This window comes from Haloarcula amylovorans (assembly GCF_004681185.1).
Classification (GTDB): Archaea; Halobacteriota; Halobacteria; order Halobacteriales; family Haloarculaceae; genus Haloarcula; species Haloarcula amylovorans.
Genome location: NZ_SRIF01000003.1, coordinates 89646 through 107610 on the forward strand (window position 1 = coordinate 89646; position 17965 = coordinate 107610).

Annotated in this window: 15 protein-coding genes; 8 read left to right on the forward strand and 7 right to left on the reverse strand. The window is 56.0% G+C overall.

The window, feature by feature from the left end; genetic code table 11:
* Positions 1–111 precede the first annotated feature (111 nt).
* From E4S61_RS14955 to E4S61_RS14970, 4 genes are all read left to right on the forward strand, one after another.
* Complete coding sequence (locus tag E4S61_RS14955) at positions 112–1773, forward strand: thiamine pyrophosphate-binding protein (RefSeq protein WP_135304773.1); 1662 nt, start codon at positions 112–114, stop codon at positions 1771–1773.
* A 155-nt stretch (positions 1774–1928) separates the two neighbouring features.
* Positions 1929–3308 (forward strand): aromatic ring-hydroxylating oxygenase subunit alpha, encoded by a 1380-nt coding sequence (locus tag E4S61_RS14960; protein WP_209309511.1) that lies wholly within the window; start codon positions 1929–1931, stop codon positions 3306–3308.
* A 1-nt stretch (position 3309) separates the two neighbouring features.
* Positions 3310–3822 carry an aromatic-ring-hydroxylating dioxygenase subunit beta gene (locus E4S61_RS14965; RefSeq protein ID WP_135304774.1) on the forward strand — a complete coding sequence of 171 codons (513 nt, stop codon included), beginning with the start codon at positions 3310–3312 and terminating at the stop codon, positions 3820–3822.
* Positions 3819–4244, forward strand: a complete 426-nt coding sequence (locus E4S61_RS14970; RefSeq protein ID WP_135304775.1) for a hypothetical protein — start codon at positions 3819–3821, stop codon at positions 4242–4244. The genes E4S61_RS14965 and E4S61_RS14970 overlap by 4 nt, the downstream gene beginning before the upstream one ends.
* A 45-nt stretch (positions 4245–4289) precedes the next feature.
* Here E4S61_RS14970 and E4S61_RS14975 read toward each other — a convergent pair whose 3' ends face one another.
* On the reverse strand, positions 4290–5171 hold the full coding sequence (locus E4S61_RS14975; protein ID WP_135304776.1) for an alpha/beta hydrolase family protein: 882 nt from the start codon (positions 5169–5171) through the stop codon (positions 4290–4292).
* 94 nt (positions 5172–5265) lie between these two features.
* Complete coding sequence (locus E4S61_RS14980) at positions 5266–6207, reverse strand: MBL fold metallo-hydrolase (RefSeq protein WP_135304777.1); 942 nt, start codon at positions 6205–6207, stop codon at positions 5266–5268.
* A 194-nt stretch (positions 6208–6401) separates the two neighbouring features.
* On the opposite strand from E4S61_RS14980, the gene E4S61_RS14985 reads away from it, so the two are divergent.
* Positions 6402–6833: a VOC family protein gene (locus E4S61_RS14985; protein ID WP_280663814.1), complete on the forward strand. Its 432-nt coding sequence runs from the start codon at positions 6402–6404 to the stop codon at positions 6831–6833.
* A gap of 57 nt (positions 6834–6890) precedes the next feature.
* On the opposite strand, the gene E4S61_RS14990 is transcribed toward E4S61_RS14985, so the two are convergent.
* Positions 6891–8438: a sodium:solute symporter family protein gene (locus E4S61_RS14990; protein WP_135304779.1), complete on the reverse strand. Its 1548-nt coding sequence runs from the start codon at positions 8436–8438 to the stop codon at positions 6891–6893.
* Positions 8431–8745 (reverse strand): hypothetical protein, encoded by a 315-nt coding sequence (locus tag E4S61_RS14995; RefSeq protein ID WP_135304780.1) that lies wholly within the window; start codon positions 8743–8745, stop codon positions 8431–8433. Before E4S61_RS14995 ends, E4S61_RS14990 begins: the two co-directional genes overlap by 8 nt.
* A gap of 231 nt (positions 8746–8976) precedes the next feature.
* Here E4S61_RS14995 and E4S61_RS15000 point away from each other — a divergent pair, with 231 nt between their 5' ends.
* Together E4S61_RS15000 and E4S61_RS15005 are read left to right on the forward strand one after the other, a co-directional pair.
* Positions 8977–9747 carry an IclR family transcriptional regulator gene (locus E4S61_RS15000; protein WP_135304781.1) on the forward strand — a complete coding sequence of 257 codons (771 nt, stop codon included), beginning with the start codon at positions 8977–8979 and terminating at the stop codon, positions 9745–9747.
* Between the two features lie 392 nt (positions 9748–10139).
* Positions 10140–10973, forward strand: a complete 834-nt coding sequence (locus tag E4S61_RS15005) for an SDR family NAD(P)-dependent oxidoreductase (protein ID WP_135304782.1) — start codon at positions 10140–10142, stop codon at positions 10971–10973.
* 909 nt (positions 10974–11882) lie between these two features.
* Here E4S61_RS15005 and E4S61_RS15010 read toward each other — a convergent pair.
* Positions 11883–13124 (reverse strand): polysaccharide deacetylase family protein, encoded by a 1242-nt coding sequence (locus E4S61_RS15010; protein WP_167768519.1) that lies wholly within the window; start codon positions 13122–13124, stop codon positions 11883–11885.
* A 433-nt stretch (positions 13125–13557) separates the two neighbouring features.
* On the reverse strand, positions 13558–15249 hold the full coding sequence (locus E4S61_RS15015) for an asparagine synthase-related protein (RefSeq protein WP_167768520.1): 1692 nt from the start codon (positions 15247–15249) through the stop codon (positions 13558–13560).
* Between the two features lie 540 nt (positions 15250–15789).
* Here E4S61_RS15015 and E4S61_RS15020 point away from each other — a divergent pair.
* Positions 15790–16089, forward strand: a complete 300-nt coding sequence (locus E4S61_RS15020; RefSeq protein WP_135304785.1) for a hypothetical protein — start codon at positions 15790–15792, stop codon at positions 16087–16089.
* A 147-nt stretch (positions 16090–16236) separates the two neighbouring features.
* Here the strand turns inward: E4S61_RS15020 and E4S61_RS15025 are convergent, their stop codons facing one another.
* Positions 16237–16839 carry a DUF7504 family protein gene (locus E4S61_RS15025; RefSeq protein ID WP_135304786.1) on the reverse strand — a complete coding sequence of 201 codons (603 nt, stop codon included), beginning with the start codon at positions 16837–16839 and terminating at the stop codon, positions 16237–16239.
* Positions 16840–17965: the final 1126 nt, after the last annotated feature.

Sequence of the window (17965 nt, forward strand, 5' to 3'; positions counted from 1 at the left end):
GTACCCGACAGTGGAACCGCCCTCGCCGCAATGATGCCATCATTTGTTCGGCCACTGCCGACGGGAGGACAGTAGGTAATTTTATTTCCCTAGACTCCACATACTCAGACGATGACAATCGGCGGAGACTCCGTAGCCCGTGTGCTAGCGGAGAACGGCGTGGAGGAAACGTACGTATTACTCGGCAACCAGACCGTGGACATTGCTGACGGCCTCGATAAACGAGAGATCGACGTGGTCACTGCTCGCCATGAGTACAATGCGGCCGTCATGGCGGATACTCGGGGACGGCTTACAGGCGCACCTGGCGTCGCGATTACCGTTGCTGGCCCCGGCGGGACGAACGCGCTCACAGGTGTCGCTCAGGCCTACACCGCTGCGTCACCGATGATTCTCGTAAGTGCGGTCCTGCCCGAAGACGCGCCGACGGAGTCGCTACACGGCGTGGACGACCAGCACTTCCTGGAGACGGCATTTGAGCCAGCGACGAAGTGGAGCACGCAGGTTCACGACCCCGAACGGGTTCCGGACGCGCTCAATCGGGCGTTCGACGTCGCAACGAGTGGTCGCCCGGGACCAGTCTTCGTCGGTATCGATGAGGACATCCTGATGGAGGACGTCGAGATCCCTGAATCGAGCTTCGAGTGGACGCACGTCTCGGAGACTGACCCCTCCCCGGAGGTAGTTGTGGACGCCGTCAACATGATTGCGGACGCCGACAGACGCACACTGTACGTCGGCAAGGGGGTCCTCCGCGCGTTCGCCACGGAAAACGTCGTCGCCATCGCCGACGCGCTGGATTGCCCGGTCGTCTGTCCGCGCCACTATCCCGATGCCTTCCCGAACGACCACGACGCCTATGCCGGGACCGTCGGAATGTCGGATCATCCCGCGGCGAGTATAGCGCTCGCGGAGGCAGAGGCGGTTCTCTCGCTCGGTGTTCGGCCCAGTTCTCACGAAGCTGCCGTCCTCGGTGACCGTACCGATGACGAGGTCGACATTGCGTATCTCGCTGCCGGACACCCCGAGCTCCCAGAATCGAACGCCGAGGCTGTCGTCGCCGGGGACCTCTCGACGCTCCTCGATGGGGTCATCAGCGCGCTTTCGGAGACGGCCAGCGAGACGAACTCCGACTACCGGCAGGCTGTTCGGGACGAGGTCGAACGGGTCGAGAGTGACGTCGAAGCGTATCTCGCGGCTGTCCGCGAACAGACGCCGATCCACCCGCTGGTCATCATGGACAACCTCCGGCAGGTTGCCGACGATGACGTCATTGTTACTGGCGACGCCGGGGCCGCTGGGGGCGCATGGCCGAATGATGTTTTCGAGTACCGCGCGACGAACTCGTTTCAACACTCGCGCCTGTACGATTCAATGGGATTCCCGATCCCCGCCGGCAACGCCGCGAAACTCGCCGACCCGGACAGACAGGTTGTCAACCTCATCGGCGACGGCGGCTTCCTGATGTGCAACATGGAACTCGTGACGGCAGCCGCCACGGAAACTGACGCCGTCACCGTCGTGATGAACGACTCGAAGTACGGGATGATCTGGAACTACCAGCGGGGCGGTGACCACGCGGAGATTGCCACGGATATCCCCACCACTGATATCGCTAGCATGGCCGAAGCGCTCGGCGTGACAGGTATTCGCGTCAACGAGCCGAAGGAGGTCAAACCCGCCTTGGAGATGGCGCTGGCCGACGACGACCATGTCGTCGTAGATATTCGAACGGACCCCACGGCGGAGTATGTCTCCCGGAAGATCTGGTAGGAATTCGACGGCACGGCGCTGGCACTCGACTTAGCGCGTTAGGTCTGGTGGGACGCTGTTCTGGGCGAGAGTTCACGGAGCTGTCGCTGACCGTCCTGCCCAGGCCCGGGGGAGGGGAAAATTTTTAATGATTCCTTATTGTAGTACCCACTGACATGGCAAACCAACCCTCAGAAACAGATAGCGGACCGGCAACGGAAGAGAGTGATAGATACGCGTCTCGCGTCGACGAGAAACTGGCGAAGATGGGGGCCGCGCTCGACAACAACGAGGTTCTACTCGAAATTCTCCACGACAAAGATATCTTCGAACAAGAACTTGACCGTATCTTCGGGCAGACGTGGGTGTACATCGGCCACGAGTCCGAAATCCCCGAAAAGGGCGACTACCGACGACGGTACATCGGCAAGGACCCGTTCATTTTCGTCCGCGACGAGAACGGTGATGTACAGGTGCTATGGGATAGCTGCCGACACCGTGGGGCGACCGTCTGCCGGGCAGAGAAGGGCAACACCACGCACTTTCGCTGTGCGTACCACGGTTGGACCTACCGAAACACGGGCGAACTAATCGGTGTCCCGCAGAAAGGAGAGGGCTTTCCCGACCTCGATCCCGACCAGAAGGGACTCCACAAAGCGCCCAACGTCGAGAGCTATCACGGGCTGGTGTTTGCCGCGATCGCGCCCGACGTCCCCGACTTAGAGGAATTCCTCGGTCCAGCGACGTGGTATCTCGATCTCTACTTCAAGTTCATCGACATGGAGGTCATCGGCGACCCCCACCGCTGGGAGGTAGACACTGACTGGAAGACCCCTGCGGAGAACTTTGCGGGTGACAACTACCACATCCCAATGGGGCACAAATCCGCCATCGACGTGGGTATCGGCAGCGAGACAGCGAAGGGGAACAAGGAGAGCGACCTGTACGCCATCACCGGTCACAACGGCCACAACTTCAGCATTTACCAGATACCCGGCGAGGACTTCTTCTGGGGGCACCCGCCGGAGATCGTCGAGACGTTCAACGAGGATTCGCTCACCGACGAGCAGTACGAAGTGGCTCGACAGTCCGGCGTCTCACTGGGAACGATCTTTCCGAACCTCTCGTTCATTCACCTCGGTGGGTCTAACGACCCCGACAAACCGCCGGTCGGGTTGCTCTCGCTGCGGCAGTGGCAGCCGGTTGAGCCCGGAAAGATGGAAGCATGGAGTTGGACGCTCGCGCCGAAGGACGCGCCCGAAGAGTACAAAGCGCGTGTCCACGAGGTTGGGACCGGGACATTTAGCCCGTCCGGTAACTTTGAGGTCGACGACGTCGGTATCTGGAACGGCATTCCGGACTCCGCCGAGAGCGTCTTCGCCGAGAAAGTCGACGCGACGACGGTGTTTTCGATGGGCAGTGGCGACGGAGCGGTCGCCGAGATTGATGAAGGATGGCCTGGTCCGGGAACGGCCTATATCGAGGGCGGGAAGACCGACGTGAACCAGCGGGATTACTATCGCCAGTGGCACGAAACGATGTCCAAGGAGGAGTAAGATGCGGGGCACCGACACCCATTCGCGCCGGGCATCCTGCGAGGAGTTCCTCTATGAGGAAGCGCAGTTACTTGACGACCGAAAGGTAATCGAGTGGCACGAGAACATGGTTACGAAGGATATCGACTATCGTGTCCCTATCCGCACCACGCGAGAACGGTCGGCCGAAACCGAGTTCAGCAACGAGTCCTACCATATGAAAGAAGACTGGGGGACGCTGAAAGTCCGCGTCGACCGGATGGAAAACGACTTCGCGTGGTCCGAAGACCCGCCGACGATGAATCGGCGGTTCGTTACGAACGTCCGAGTTACCAACTGGGACGATGAAGCCGAGGAGATAACCGTCCGAAGTAACCTCCTCGTCCACCGGCTCCAATCAGACGACACCGACCCTGACCTCATCTCCGGCGAGCGCGACGATACGCTCCGTCGAGTCGATGGCGACTGGCGCCTCGCCGAGCGCCGAGTGCTGCTTGACCACACTGTCGTCGGAACGCTCTCGATCATCCTATGACCACAGACCAAATCGAACTGACGGCGGACGGAACGACCGCGACGCTGACCAAAGTGACGACACCGACAGGCGCACGAATCGAGGTCGAGAGCAAGGACGTGACCACGCGACTCGACGCGCTCGACTGCGAGACGCTGACCTGGCAGGACGAATCGTTTTACGCGACGCTCGTCGATGGTGAGTATGAGTATCGCACCGTTGAACCACAGCCACGGGAGCCAGCAGCCATCCAAATTAGCAACGAGTATACTGTGGTCCGCTTCCGCGTTGAGGCGGACCGTTCGGCAGTCGAATTGACCGCTCCAAAACTGGGGTACGGAACCCGGGTTGATGCCCGTGCGTTCGCGGCGCTCACAGAAAAACCAAAGACGTTCTTCTCAGAGCTTCTGCGAACACCCTTCGGTCCCGACGACCACGAGTAGGAGATGGTATCGGTCTAACTTTTGCCGATCTAAGACAGCGACAACCTACGACTCTCGCGCGCGGCGGATGAAGTCGGCTGTGACGCCAGCGACTTCGTGTTCTGCTCCGGTAAAGAAGTGGTCGGCCTCGATGGGATGGACCTCAACCAGCGAGGATTGCCTGCTGGCGTCGGCGATTTCTCGCGCTTCGTCCGGGGTAACGTTCCGGTCGGCGGCATGCGGTAGCAGGAGTATCGGCACCGAGATATCTCCAACCCAGTCGATGGTCGCGCAGTTGCTTTCCGGCGAGCGATAGGAGAGGAATGACTCGGCGGTCATTGGGATGTACTCAATCCCGTCGTCGACCGGCCGCGGCAGCGCCACCAGTTCGTTACCGTGTCCCGATGCGACCAGTTCCTCGGCGTCCGCGACAAACGCTTCGTAGGCAGCGCTCGAGTCGTCTGAGACGGCCTCGAAGTAGTTCTTCGTCGAGCGTTCGCGGATGTCAGCGAACGGTGCGGCCAACACTACTGCGTCGACGTCTGGGTCGTTACGCTTGCCCTGATAGTACGCGACTTCCGTCGCGGCGAGACTCCGCCCCCAGAGGATGATCTCGCTACAGCCCTGATCGCGGAGCCAATCGATCGCGCCAGCGATGTCCCGGTCGAGTTCGTCGAAGTTCGAGGTCTCGTACCCCTTGCCGCTGTTCCGCTTGTTGACCGTGAGACAGCGCATCCCGTTGCGGGCAAGCGGGTGCGCGACTGGAGCGATGCCACCGCCGAGGGCGAATCCGCGGAGACCGTGGAGAAAGAGAATGCCTGTATCTGGGTGTTCCATCTCGACATGGTCACTCGTGATTTCGAATCCGTCGAACGCCTGCCCGTCTTCAGCGGTATACGTCATCGATTCCAGCGTGATATCTGCTGGAGTTGGTTCTGTCGTCGGCATACACGCTATGCGCGCTGCCCGCGTAAAAAAAGTTCGGCTACGGTCACTGCTGGTCTGCCAAGCTGCGACGACACGCGGTGGCCACAGCTGTCGTCTATTCGCCAATTAATCGATACTCGATTCCGTCGATAGCGACGAATCCATCCGCCACTAAGTGTTCGAGGTGAGCGGACGCCTCACCGGGACCGTGGAGAATGTGTATCCCGTCGAGTGCGCCGAACAGTTCGTTGCTCACGGTCCACGCGTCGCTCGGCCCCCGTTTGTCCAGCGCGTCCAGGACGCGCTGTGTGCGGTCTTCGTGGTGCTGACGGATTTCTCTCGCCCGTGCCGTCGGATTGTCGATAGGCTGACGATGGCCGGGCCATGCTCGAGCGTAGTCGGCCTCGACGATGGCCCGCAGTGCGTGGAGATACTTCTCGAGAGCGTGGTCGACACGGACGTCTGCACCGCCGACGTTCGGCGTGTACTTTGGCAACAGCGCATCACCGGAAAGCACCTCGGTGCGCTCTCCGTCGTCCAGTTCGAAGAGACAGAGCCCCGCGGCGTGGCCGGGAGTGTGGACGACGGACAACTCACTATCGTTGACCGAGAACGTCTCGCCGTGCTCGAATGGCGTCACATCGGGCGTTTCACCAATGGTCTCCGGCCCAGATAGCCGTTCTCGAAGTACCTCTTGTTTCGACTCGGGCATCCCCCACGCCTCGAACGCCCTCGTGTGGTGGTCATGAAGCTCGCTCCACGCCTCTTCGTCGCCTTCGACGAGAGGCGCGTCTGCGGCGTGGACATGGATGGACGCCCCACTCGCGGCCTGGATTTCGCCCGCAAGGCCGGTGTGATCAAGGTGCCAGTGAGTAAGCAGTATCCGGTCGATGTCGCTGAACTGATAGCCGTGGGCCTCAAGTCCGGCTTCTAGCTGTTCGCGCGTAGCGCCCGTCCAGTCCCCGGTATCTACCAGCACAGTCTCCGGGCCGTCAGCGAAGAGGTAGCTGTTGTTGTTCCCTTCGAAAGCCGTGTTCGACAGCGAGAGTCGTTCCATTGGATTGTCTGTTGTCCCAGAGGGATATTATACTGCCGCTGACGTTGACGCAGACGCTCGTTCGTTCGCGGGTGGGTGCATCGTGATTGGCGATGCACGAAGTCCGAAGTCGGGTAGGGGCACCAACACAGCAAGTATGCGATGAAGTGACAACTGATATTACCTCGAGAGTGGATTCCCTATGTGGAGCGACCATGAGACATAGCGCCACCCATTATGGGCTGAATGTATCGGATATGGAGACCGCACTCTCGTTTTATCGAGACCTGCTCGGCTTGGAGGTTACTCGAGAACTATCAATGAGCGACGTGCAGGGAGATATTGTCGGCGTCGCGGACGTTGAGGGAACCATCACGTTTCTCGATGCGGACGGGTTCGAAGTCGAACTCATCGCCTACGACACACCTGCGAACGATAACGTCCACACCAACGCGTTGGGTCACGATGTCGGCGTCGCGCACCTCTGTCTAGAAGTCGATGACGTCTGGGAGCTATACGAAGAGAATCGCGATGACGCGTCGTTCGTCGAGGAACCCCAGATGGTCGGCAATGGGGCACAGATCACGTACGTGCGTGATCCGGACGGGAACTACGTCGAGTTGCTAGAGCCACCTGAGGAAAACTGAACTCCTGTCAACGGTAGCCAGCAATCACGCTACCCACGAATCTCCAGTTCTTGCCGATCAGAGCCGCTCGTAGATGAGTCCGTGGTACTGCTCGATCTTACTAAGCGGCTGAGGACTAGTGAGATAGCTGGTCCCAACGAAGACCACGAGATTGAGCACCGAAGCGGTGACGAGACCCGGAACGAGCGGCGTCACGAACGGGTTCGGAAGTAGCTGGAGCTGGAACAAGACAAGCGAGATCGCGCCGACGGCCGGCGAGATGATGGCTGCCTCAGCAGACGCCCGCGGCCACGCGACTGCACCGATCAACGGTGGGAGTAGCTGTACCGTGGCACCGCCGACAATAAGCGCCAGCGGGGTAATCAGTCCGGGATACAGAAGCGCACCGATGACACCCGCGAGCATTGTCAAGACGATCACAACCTTGTTGAGCAACAACTCGGAACGCTCAGAGAGGTCCGTCTTAACGACGGACTTCACAAAGTCACGAACGACGGTCGCGGCCATGACGTGGGCGTACGAGTCAGTGGTTGAGACGATTGCCGCGAGGATTCCGACGAGGAACAGCGAAGCCAGCGCGAACGGCATCACCTCGAAGGCGAGCAGTGACGACACCGTGTCCGGGTTCGACACGTCTGGGAGGACGGTGCGCCCGTGAATACCGATGAAACTGGTCCCAAACACGTAGATTAGCGTGAACACCCCGACGATAGTCGCCGCGATTCGCGCGAAGTTCCGCTCGCTGTCGACCGAATACATCCGAATCCATGACGCCGGTGCGACTAGTGAATTCCCCACAGTCACCAAGATACCGAACAAGACGATGACTTCGGGGGTAAACAGGCCGGTGACACCGGGAACGGTCGTGTATCCGCCCATCGAATCGCCCAGCTGGGTGAAGACTTCGTTCACGCCGCCAGCGTGGAGTATGATGAAGATACCGAAGGTACCGAGAAGGACTGAGATGAGCGCGCCGTTGAACGTATCCAAGTACGCAATGCCGCGCATCCCCGTGCCGACGACATGGAGGACGACGACGGTAGCGAGGATGAGCACACCAACGTTGAACGGGACGATACCCCCCGTCAGCACCGTCAGGATGAGTCCACCGGCGAGCAACTGGGCGACGATGTAGGTGGTATTGAACGCGATACTCGCCAGGACGGTGTAGACGCGAACTGTATCGCTCTGATAGTAGTCACCAAGGAGGTCACCCGGCGTGTTAAGGTCGTATTCGTTCCCGACGACCCAGATACGCCGGCCAAGATACCAAATGGCGGGAGCGGTCGCAGCGTAGCCGACGAGAATCATTGTGATGAACGGGATACCGACCGAATAGACGGTTCCGGGGAACCCGGCCATGCCAACGCCGCTTAGCACTGTCGCGACGAGCGTGAGCGACGCGACGATCCAGCTCAGCCCACGTGAGGCGACGACGTAATCCGAGAGACTTTCCGAGTATTGTCGCCTCGCGACGTAGGTGATAGCGAGAAACACTACTATGTACGCCGCTAGTATCCCGAGTGCGATGGGGAGATTGTCCGAGATTCGTCCCGCGAGGTCGGGCGGCAGAATCTGTAGCGACGGACCTATCGCACTAGTCATCTTTCACTCCCTGTTCGACCGTTACGTCCGAGATGTCTTCACTCGTGTCCGCTTGCGTGAGACTAAGATACAGCCCGGTGATGATCAACACTGAGACGCCAACAGTCAGCCAGATCAGTACTGGGATTCCGGCGATGAGCGTCGCCTGCGTTCCGATGAACTTCAGCCCGAGGTACGCGAGGATCAGAACGCCTGCGAAATACCCCATCATCAGGTTGTCCGCGACGTTCGATAGCAATCCGTATCGTTCTGGAATCTCTCCCGCGTCTGGACGGTCTTCTAACCGCCATTCTTCTCGCCATGACATGTTTATCATGATTTACCCCCTAGTACATATAAGTTTCTGATAGTTGGACCGAGGCCCATTTTGATATATGACGAGAGTACTAGTTATAAACCCTCAATCCTGTATTCAGAGACAAATAACCTGTCAGAACGGTGTTTCCGTTTCGAGCTTCGAGACACACCGAATAGACCAGCGTCAGGTAGCTGTTCTGAATTACAGAACATTCAAGTTGCTAGGGTGTCTCTTCCTCTCATGGACGAAACACGGCGGCCGAACGTGCCGGTGAAATCCATCGCCAAGACGCTTCGAATCATTCAGGTAGTGCAGGAACTCGACGGCGCGAAAGTGACGGAGATCGCCGAGAAACTCGATATCTCGAAGAGTACGGCTCACAACCATTTAGCCACGCTTGAACAGTTCGAGTACGTCGTCAAAGAAGGCGAGGAATACAATCTTGGCCTTCGCTTTCTCGACCACGGTGAACACGCACTGATGCGAGATTCGCGGCTGGAGCTTGTCGAGTCGAAAGTCGAGCAGGTGGCTACCGAGACGGGCGAGCTGTGTCAATTCATGATCGAAGAACACGGGAAAGGTGTTGTCGTCTTTCGGAGAGAAGGGGCCAACGCCGTCGAAACAAAGTTACGGGCCGGAGCACGACTCCATCTTCATCACACTACCGCTGGGAAAGCGATTCTCTCCGCTCAGTCGGCTGCCCGCGTCGAGGAGTTCGCTCAGCGACATGGACTGCCAGCGAAAACCGAGAATACAATTACCAATGTAGACGAACTCCTTGAGGAATTAGCGAGGATTAACGAACGCGGATATGCGTTCGACAAAGAAGAGCATATCGAAGGGTTGCACGCTATCGCCGTTCCGATATACACAGACGAAGGGCAGGTGCTTGGGGCCCTGAGCGTTGCTGCACCGTCGTACCGTCTTCGGAGCGACCAACAGGAGACTGAGTTGACGGACCTTCTCCTCGGCGTTGCAAACGAGATTGAACTGAACCTGAGCTTGCAGTGACCTGTATCTGCATGTTGATCTTCGCTGCATCCGCTGACGGTATGATATTGACTTGAGTGAGACACTTACGAGCGATTTTCGTCTCGTTCTGAATTACAGAACCAGCTTGTATAGATGGCCTTGTTTTCGACGTCGCTGACCATTTGTCTCACACCACAACTAGAAGCAGTCGTGCCGAGGGCGTTTCGCTAATCTAGTGATGCTTTGCGACCCGAAGTATGTCTCCAGTGTAACTAACACAGGTACACGAGTTATTCGAATCGGGGGACGAATACAGAGTCGCCGAACACTTGCGTCACAGCGCTCGGTTCTGAATTACAGAACGTAAAGGGGTCGCCGCATGTAGCCGACCCAGTGCGAACTATTATGTAAGACTGTACTGAGGTAGATATATGGGTTGGCTTCACAACCAGACCGTCTTCCTGACCGGCGGCGGCTCCGGCCTCGGTAGAGCGATCGTTGAGCGGTTCGTCGCGGAAGGCGCGAACGTGGTCGTTCTAGACGTTGATGAAGAACAACTTCAAGAAATAGATGCAGATATGACACTCTCCGACAGTGTGGTAACTGTCCAAGGCGACGTGCGTAGTCTCGAGGCAAACGAGCGTGCGGTGAACACGGCAGTACGCGAATTCGGCTCACTCGATGTGTTCGTTGGAAACGCTGGTGTCTTCGATGATAACGTTACGCTGCCGGAACTTCCGGCTGATGACATCGAGACGAGTTTCAAGGAGCTCTTCGGTATCAACGTCCTCGGTTATCTCATGGGCGCACGCGCGGCCCTGCCAGAACTCGTTGAGAGCGAGGGACAGATGGTCTTTACAGCCTCTCAGGCCGGCTTCAATGCCGATGGTGGCGGCATTCTCTATACTCCATCGAAGCATGCGATCGTTGGCATCGTCCGTCAGCTCGCGTTTGAACTCGCTCCCAGAGTTCGTGTCAATGCTGTAGCGCCGGGGTACGTCCCAACCGACCTCTCTGACGCCGAGGCCCTCGGCGGCAAGCAGAGCATCGCCTCGGCGGACACGTTCGACGCCTCGAACCATCCACTGAACATCGTTCCGACGCCCACTGACTACACAGGCGCTTACGTGTTGCTCGCCTCACCACAGAACTCTCGACCAATGACCGGGACCATCATTCAGGCTGATCTTGGCCGCTCAATCAGGGGAATTACCGAGGTTTCCGGCCGAGCCCTTGAATTCGTGACCGCAGATATCGAGACGTGACGCAAATGTGACGTGCCCCCACGACGATCGTCGTGGGTTTCCCACCCGGTGTTGGCCGGGCAGTTCAATCTTGAAGTTGAGAATAACTCCAGCTGTGAACGGCGGCTCACTTACGATTCGAGTGCCACGGAGAGTTCCTGCATCTTCTCTGCGTGCCACTGGTCGAAAACCGGACAGGGCGAGTCAAGTTTTTCTCCCTCTGCTAACCCCTGGATAAGCGACTGCCGTAGTTCGTGCCCGCATGAACCTTGGATCGTCTGCAGATGCGGGCAGTATTGACAACACTCCGGATATAGCATGCTACTGGCTGACATACGTACTAGCTTGTTCGAGCAGCCATCATATAATGCTTGCCCAGAATCTTCTCGATGATTGGTGTCCTGAGTCAGATACAGTTTCTGTCGATTGGAACCCGTTCGAGGTACCTCGAATGGGAGAAACTGCGCTGTGAACCGTACAACTCTGTGTTTTAAACGTTGAATCACTGATTGAATTGTATATTTGATAAATTGTTATTATAATAGCCCAATAGCACTCTATCTCGGCCAATCTCGAATTTTCTAGGCTCTTCTCGATTTCTCATATCTATATATAACCTCAATTATGAAATTCTGTGGCTATCTCGGATATTTGTCGATTTCCGTAACCATTCTACTTGGACGATGTTGATGATACCTCTAACGCGACGCTCTCGCCCTCGGTGCTGCAGAGAACGCACATAGCTACTGGCAACTCCCTGGACAGCGTGCAGTATCGCGTCTCAATAAGACCGGGACACCACTATGAACGACGTAACGGTTAGAACCTAAGCAAGTTTAGCAGACCCAGCTGAGACGCCCGATGTTTCACGGTACACAATATTCGAAACTGAGAACACTATCATAATCCAGTCGCGGGTCGCTGGTGGAATCACAGCATTGGGGGCGTAAGGACGTTTTCAAGCAAATTCGAGGGTGTAACCACCTCAAGCTCCTCGAGCTCCGCAATCAGCTCCATCTGTTCGCGGAACCCAGCTTCATCAATCCACTTGCCAGTCCCAATCTCATGATAGGCAAGTACGACCACTTGATCGTATTTCGCAGCCAGTGACAATGCATCCACAACACGTTCGCGTTCCTCAGCGAAGATCCGCCCCACAGTCAATGGACCGCGTAGTTGCCGTCCGTGACTATTACTGCCATCGGTAAACGCCAGATAGTGATACTCGCTCACTATATCACGCGTCGACGGATCATTGCTACTCCATGGATAGACAAAGCTGTCTGCCCCCGTCTCGAAGCCGTTCTCGAGTAACCATTCTTTGGCAGCAGCGACCTGTTCACGCGCTTCTGATGTTTCAATTTCCGGGAGATTGCGATGGTCCAGTGTGTGACTCCCGATCTCCCAGCCGGCATCTTGTAGATCCGTGAGCTGCTCGAGTGAGAGCGAGTTTCCGTCCCCGACACGGTCCGGATTAATCGCTGCAAACCCAGGGAACCCATACTCACGCATCACTGGAAATGCTTTCTCGTACTGTGATTCCGCCGTATCATCGAATGTGAGGAGTACATACCCACTGTCGCCACGCTCGGTTGCACGGAGGTCATCAAACAAGACCGAGATCGGGTTCCCATAATCCTGATTCATTCGGAACCGAATCTCCGCAACGTCCTCAAGATCTGGCTCCCCTTTTTCTTCCGTAACACCCAGATCAAGAACGAACCAGCCATAGTCAGGCGTGATCGTGCGTCGTTGCATGACGACTTCGTCGCCGGACTCATCTTCGACAATGGCTTCCAGCTGTTCGACATCAGGGGATTCAAGCCGAACTGCGACGGAGAGAGTACGATTCGAAAGATCGAGTTCGTCGAACTCGCGGCGGATCTCAATATTCCCATCGTCGTCGGTCGTTGACGTGAGACGAGCCGACTGTGACCCCTCGTAAACGCTTTGCTCCTCGATAGCAAGTGACCCGCTTGTAGCGTCCCACTCGTCGATGTCTTCGAAGTTGTCGATACGCTCACCGAGGTTCGCATATCGTGTGCGGCTATCGAATGCGGTATATAGTCGGTCAGTCCCGCTTTCGAATGTTCGGTTTGAGTCCCTGTCTGCATCTTGTTCTTCATCTGTATCTTCTTCCTCATCGTCGTGAGCTCTCACCACGCCAGCCATACTTGCGATGCCCAGAAGAGTTCCTGTGGAACCGAGAACTGTCCGACGGGATAGCGAATGGTTTGGACCCATACATCATTGCTGTTCGTCGTGACGTGTTAATTGTAATATACGATTGTTCTAAGCCGGGTTTTCGATAAGTTGGTCTTATTCTGAATAGTGGCTTTGGTGAATCGGGAGACTGCAGTGACTTCCGGCAATAGAGCCGGCGACTTGATTCGTGACACTTGGGGAAATCTGACTACAGTTTTCCAGCGTCCATACTGGCGAAGCAAATGGAACCATTCACCAGGATGCTAAGACGACTTAACTCGGCGCCATTTGGCGATTCACCGGAGCCGAATGAACCAATATTGCCATCTGTAGATGAATGTATTCACGTTGTAGTTTCTATAAACTGAAATTTCGCTGTAGACGACAGTCAATTCTTGTTTCAGGCGAACTCTGTGGTGCTGTACTCATGTAACACGGGTTCATCCCGGTGACTGTCGATCAGCGATAGCAGCGTTAGGACATGGCAGAGCTCGCCTCGCGAATAGGACTCCGGACTCGCGAGGACAGTTTGTTCGATACCCTGTGGCTCGACGACATGCTGTGAATTCCGGGCGTTTTGCTGCCGCAGACAGGTGAGAATTGTTGGATCAGGGTCGCTGGTACTGCTGAGCCCGAGGATGCGTTTGATAGTCGGTTTGACGGTCTCGAAGACGCCGGGATGGCGTTGTAGGGCATTGTACAGTCCCACTCGCAGTTCATGCGATCGACTTGTCGGTGGCGCACCGAAGTTCGCGTTCGGAACTGATGCCAGTTCCGCGTCGAGGCTCTGCAAGAATTCACTGTAAAGGCGATATCTGCGCTTTTGCTCGTCGGGACAGTCCATCGCATACTCGACAAAGTCGATCGCATAGAAGGGCGACGTCGTCCAGAAGTAATTCCGGTTCGTATCCGTCGCTTCGAACAGCCACGCGAACGCCCGCTGGAATAGTTCGAAATGGACGAACTTCTTTGCGAGCGACGATTCAGGGTAGTCGCGGATTGTCTCTCGGATCTCTGTGCGGATTGCGGCCTCGCTGACGCCAGTCATTTGCTCGACGTCGTTGGCACTAAATTTCGCTTCCGAGTCGAGGATGTAGTCGACGAGCGCTGCCGGCGACTCTAACTCAACGACCGGTGAGAGATCTGGAATGAGTTTGTCCCCGCCGTCCCCTGTGTATGACCAGAGCGGGCCCTCAATCATCTCTTGCACGCGGCGGAGAAACGGCTGCATATGTGCGATACTGAATGGGTCGGTGCCAGCTGTCATGTTGAGGTGATCAATGAGCTCAGTGCCAGTCGGGCCTGGCGTCGACAGCAGTTGCCAGTTGGACTCGACGGCGGCTGCTAGCTCTCCAGCAAGGTCGATATCGGCCTGCGAATCGTGTTCGAAGTTTCGCGTCGCCGAGCGGTAGTCAGCGTCGCAATGTTCAAAGCCACCGAGAATTGCCCGAGAATCTAGACCGCCGCTCAGCAAGACGACGTTCGCTCCAGGACAGCGTTCGGCACGACGGCGGCACGCATCGGTGAACCGGCTTGCCAGTTCACGTGCATTCACTTTGCTGATGTTACTGGCGTTTGGCTCCCCTCCCAGCTCGAACTCATAGTGTTGGTGCATGGCGAGGTCGCCCGTCTCCATATTGATTTGGAGGTGGTGGCCTTCCGGGAGCCGACGAATATCGGCATAGAGCGTCCGGTCTGTCAATGCGTACCCGAGTCGGAGATACTGGGCGACAGCCATCTGATCGAAAGACTCACAGCCGCTAAGACGAGCCAGAATCGGCTTGTTACGCCCGACAAGTGCATACTCCGTATTCGTCGCGTAGAACAGCGGGAGCTGTCCGAGAAGATCTGGGACGATTACTAGTTTGGATGCTGCAGCGTCATACACGTAGAAGACGAACTCGCCGTCGAGTGAGCGAAGCCACTTCGAATCGGTCAGTGACTTCTCTTGTTGAGTGGCCCGTTGTTCGAGTTCGTCTCGGAGTGTCTGTGCATCGCGATTGTAAACGACGCCCTCGACGTATATCGTTACGTCTTCGAGCTGATACTGCTCGAATGGATATGCTGGATAGAGCGTTGTCATGAGCCGCATATCCCGCTCATCTCGAGACTCGAACGTGTATCGATCGTCGTACATGCCCGAGCGGTGAGCCATCTTACTCTCTTCGGTACTCGGGATTTCACCCCCTGCCGCTATGGTAATACCTGGCATAGTTAGCCCAGTGTAATACTAGGTAAAGAATAGTCACCGTATACGACATTTTCAGACAGTCGCTACGATTTGAAGATGGTGTCTACGTCTATTTGTGGTTAGTTACCAACTCACAAATACGGCTCTACGCTGGTAGCTTCTGAATTATTAATAATCATGGATCTCTCTGGATAGTACATGTACGAGGTTACCTGTGAGGAGTGTGGACAGATCGGCTCCCATCCATCACGAATCGCAGCGGAATCGAAAGCGGAACGTCACCAAGATGCGACTGAACATACACTGACAATCGAAACTACCGATCGCCTGTGAACCCTCTCGGAGCCAAGTAGATTCTTGCCTACATACTAGATACAGGGGAACACAGACAACCCAAAAACAGTCAAAGGGCTGAAACGCCAATAGCCCGATAGAATCATCATGGGACGCTTGACCGCCCTAACTGTAAGTGCACTTGTGACCGTTATCGTCTTCCTCGCGCTTGCACGGCCACTATTGTTGGAGCTACTTGGCCCAGAAGCTCTCCTACTCGCCTATGCAGCAGTAGCGATAACGACTGGTGCGACAGTTTATGTGTTGCTACGACGTGTTACTACTGTCTTTGCTAGACGCCGTGAGACGGTTTCCGAGAGCACAGATACTGACCCACAAGAGGAACAACGAATTGAAGATGAACTCGTCGAAAAGGAACTGAAGCAACTCAGCAGCGAGTCTTCTTGAGGTATTTCCTTGCCTGACACCGATATTTTCAGTCCAAGAAGGCCGAATACCTCATAGCTGTCTGTAGCAGCGTCACCATTCATGCTGACGAGAATCCATCGTTCTCTCGAATAACATTAACCCGAGACGGTTCACTCGCGACGTCTTCTAGCATTCCAAAACCACGTCAAAGAGCGGACGAAGGGCATCGATGGTCTGATCGTCATGAGCCTTCGGGTCCATGTGAAAGTGCGCTATAGCAGCGGTATCAGCGCATCGTTTGATCACTTCGGTCAGAAACCGTTTGGTTGCCTGCAGGCTATTGTACTGGAGAAAATCCGTCACTGACTGAAAACACACTACAATTTGATGATCAGAGACCGTCGTTTGCCAGGTATCAAGTTGGTTTGTGATGAGTGTCCCAAGACTAGTGAGATCAGTTGCGGACAGAACCGGTTTGATTGTGACCTCCCCATGGACCTCACTGGCGGCCGTATCGTCGAACGGGACAGTAATCGGCCGCCGATCGCCACCAACGTGGAGAATCTCAGTTCTCGACGGGAAGCGGTCAAAATGGTTCTCATAGAGCGCCAACTGCTCACGTGGCGACTGAGTGTATGTGATTACAAGAGCAGCAACCTGTTCCGGCGGTTCGACAGCGTGTAGCTGCATACAGGCTTTGGAGCCGGACCCCTCGAAGATAGAGGCGAGACAGAGTATATTGGTGCCAGGATCGACTGGTACTGGCTCCCATTCATTGAGCGGGGCCATATGGTAGGAAGTTCTGCGTACAAGAATATCGTCTATCGTAATAAAGTCATGGAAGCATACATCTTGGTCTCGAATATTCACAACCAATCGCTACATAGACTAGAAATAGAATATATGCTATAGCTTTTACCCTCTGCCGAATAGACATAATATACGGCGATAAACGGCTTCAGAGACCTGATATCTGGACTCAGACAGAATCTAATACTGATTCTCTCATATTTAATGGATTATTGAATATTTGAGCAAATATGCTCATCTTATACGACAGTTTATGAATTGATATTAGATAGGTTACGCAACGTCGGAAACACTCAGAAACTTGCTGACTGAGCTGAGATGCCAGTCTGTGGGCTCATTCTCACAAAAGCCGGAACGGGAACTTCTCCCGGTGCGGACCATGTCGCAGAGTTCCTTGACGTCGAATTGCTCGGATATGTCCCCGAAGACGACGCGGTGCCACATGCACAAGATCGCCCAACGGGTCGAAAGATACACCGCCTACGATCCCACAGCGGCGGAAGAAAACTACCGAGCCTTCGCTCATGAACTCTCTCAGGTAGCGCCCAGACTCCTGGAGGAGTACGGCGATGAGTGACGCTGTTGATACCATTCTTGAGGTGACCGACCGTGTCGAGCATGTCCGCGGCGCGGCGGATGTAGCCGGCGTCCGGGTCAAGCTCGTGCATAGTGGTATAACTAAATGGCTCAACTTTCCTGCCGGTGTGTGGTTTCAAGGTATCGACACGCAGGCCGTTCACGCAGCTATGGCCGATCTTGGTGTCGACATCGATGACTTGGGCCGCGAAGAATGGGATGCTCTTCGCCGGCGGTGGAGTCACCGCGGTAGCGAGGATTATGATTTAATCGAAAAGCGCATCCCGAACAGTGTCCCTCGCGAGCACGTTGAGATCGGTGAGCTATACGACCCAACCCGCAATGACCGCACTGATGGCCCGTCTGGACCACCATCGCCTGTTACACCTAGCCCCCTTCAACCCTGCCAGAGGGACGTCGCGACGGTTGACATCCACCCACGACTACAGTCGTGGGCTTTCTCCTTGACTTTCTGTAATATGGACTCCCAATTGTCTAATTCTGCAAATTGATATTCTGCGGATGGGCT

Excerpts from the sequence above, each read along its gene's own strand:
- E4S61_RS15005 (WP_135304782.1), top strand. The coding sequence starts at position 10,140 with ATGGGTTGGCTTCACAACCAGACCGTCTTCCTGACCGGCGGCGGCTCC.
- E4S61_RS15015 (WP_167768520.1), bottom strand. The coding sequence starts at position 15,249 with ATGCGGCTCATGACAACGCTCTATCCAGCATATCCATTCGAGCAGTAT.
- E4S61_RS14970 (WP_135304775.1), top strand. The coding sequence starts at position 3,819 with ATGACCACAGACCAAATCGAACTGACGGCGGACGGAACGACCGCGACG.
- E4S61_RS15000 (WP_135304781.1), top strand. The coding sequence starts at position 8,977 with ATGGACGAAACACGGCGGCCGAACGTGCCGGTGAAATCCATCGCCAAG.
- E4S61_RS14990 (WP_135304779.1), bottom strand. The coding sequence starts at position 8,438 with ATGACTAGTGCGATAGGTCCGTCGCTACAGATTCTGCCGCCCGACCTC.
- E4S61_RS15025 (WP_135304786.1), bottom strand. The coding sequence starts at position 16,839 with ATGGCCCCGCTCAATGAATGGGAGCCAGTACCAGTCGATCCTGGCACC.
- E4S61_RS14985 (WP_280663814.1), top strand. The coding sequence starts at position 6,402 with ATGAGACATAGCGCCACCCATTATGGGCTGAATGTATCGGATATGGAG.
- E4S61_RS15020 (WP_135304785.1), top strand. The coding sequence starts at position 15,790 with ATGGGACGCTTGACCGCCCTAACTGTAAGTGCACTTGTGACCGTTATC.
- E4S61_RS14980 (WP_135304777.1), bottom strand. The coding sequence starts at position 6,207 with ATGGAACGACTCTCGCTGTCGAACACGGCTTTCGAAGGGAACAACAAC.
- E4S61_RS14965 (WP_135304774.1), top strand. The coding sequence starts at position 3,310 with ATGCGGGGCACCGACACCCATTCGCGCCGGGCATCCTGCGAGGAGTTC.
- E4S61_RS14995 (WP_135304780.1), bottom strand. The coding sequence starts at position 8,745 with ATGTCATGGCGAGAAGAATGGCGGTTAGAAGACCGTCCAGACGCGGGA.
- E4S61_RS14975 (WP_135304776.1), bottom strand. The coding sequence starts at position 5,171 with ATGCCGACGACAGAACCAACTCCAGCAGATATCACGCTGGAATCGATG.
- E4S61_RS14960 (WP_209309511.1), top strand. The coding sequence starts at position 1,929 with ATGGCAAACCAACCCTCAGAAACAGATAGCGGACCGGCAACGGAAGAG.
- E4S61_RS14955 (WP_135304773.1), top strand. The coding sequence starts at position 112 with ATGACAATCGGCGGAGACTCCGTAGCCCGTGTGCTAGCGGAGAACGGC.
- E4S61_RS15010 (WP_167768519.1), bottom strand. The coding sequence starts at position 13,124 with ATGGCTGGCGTGGTGAGAGCTCACGACGATGAGGAAGAAGATACAGAT.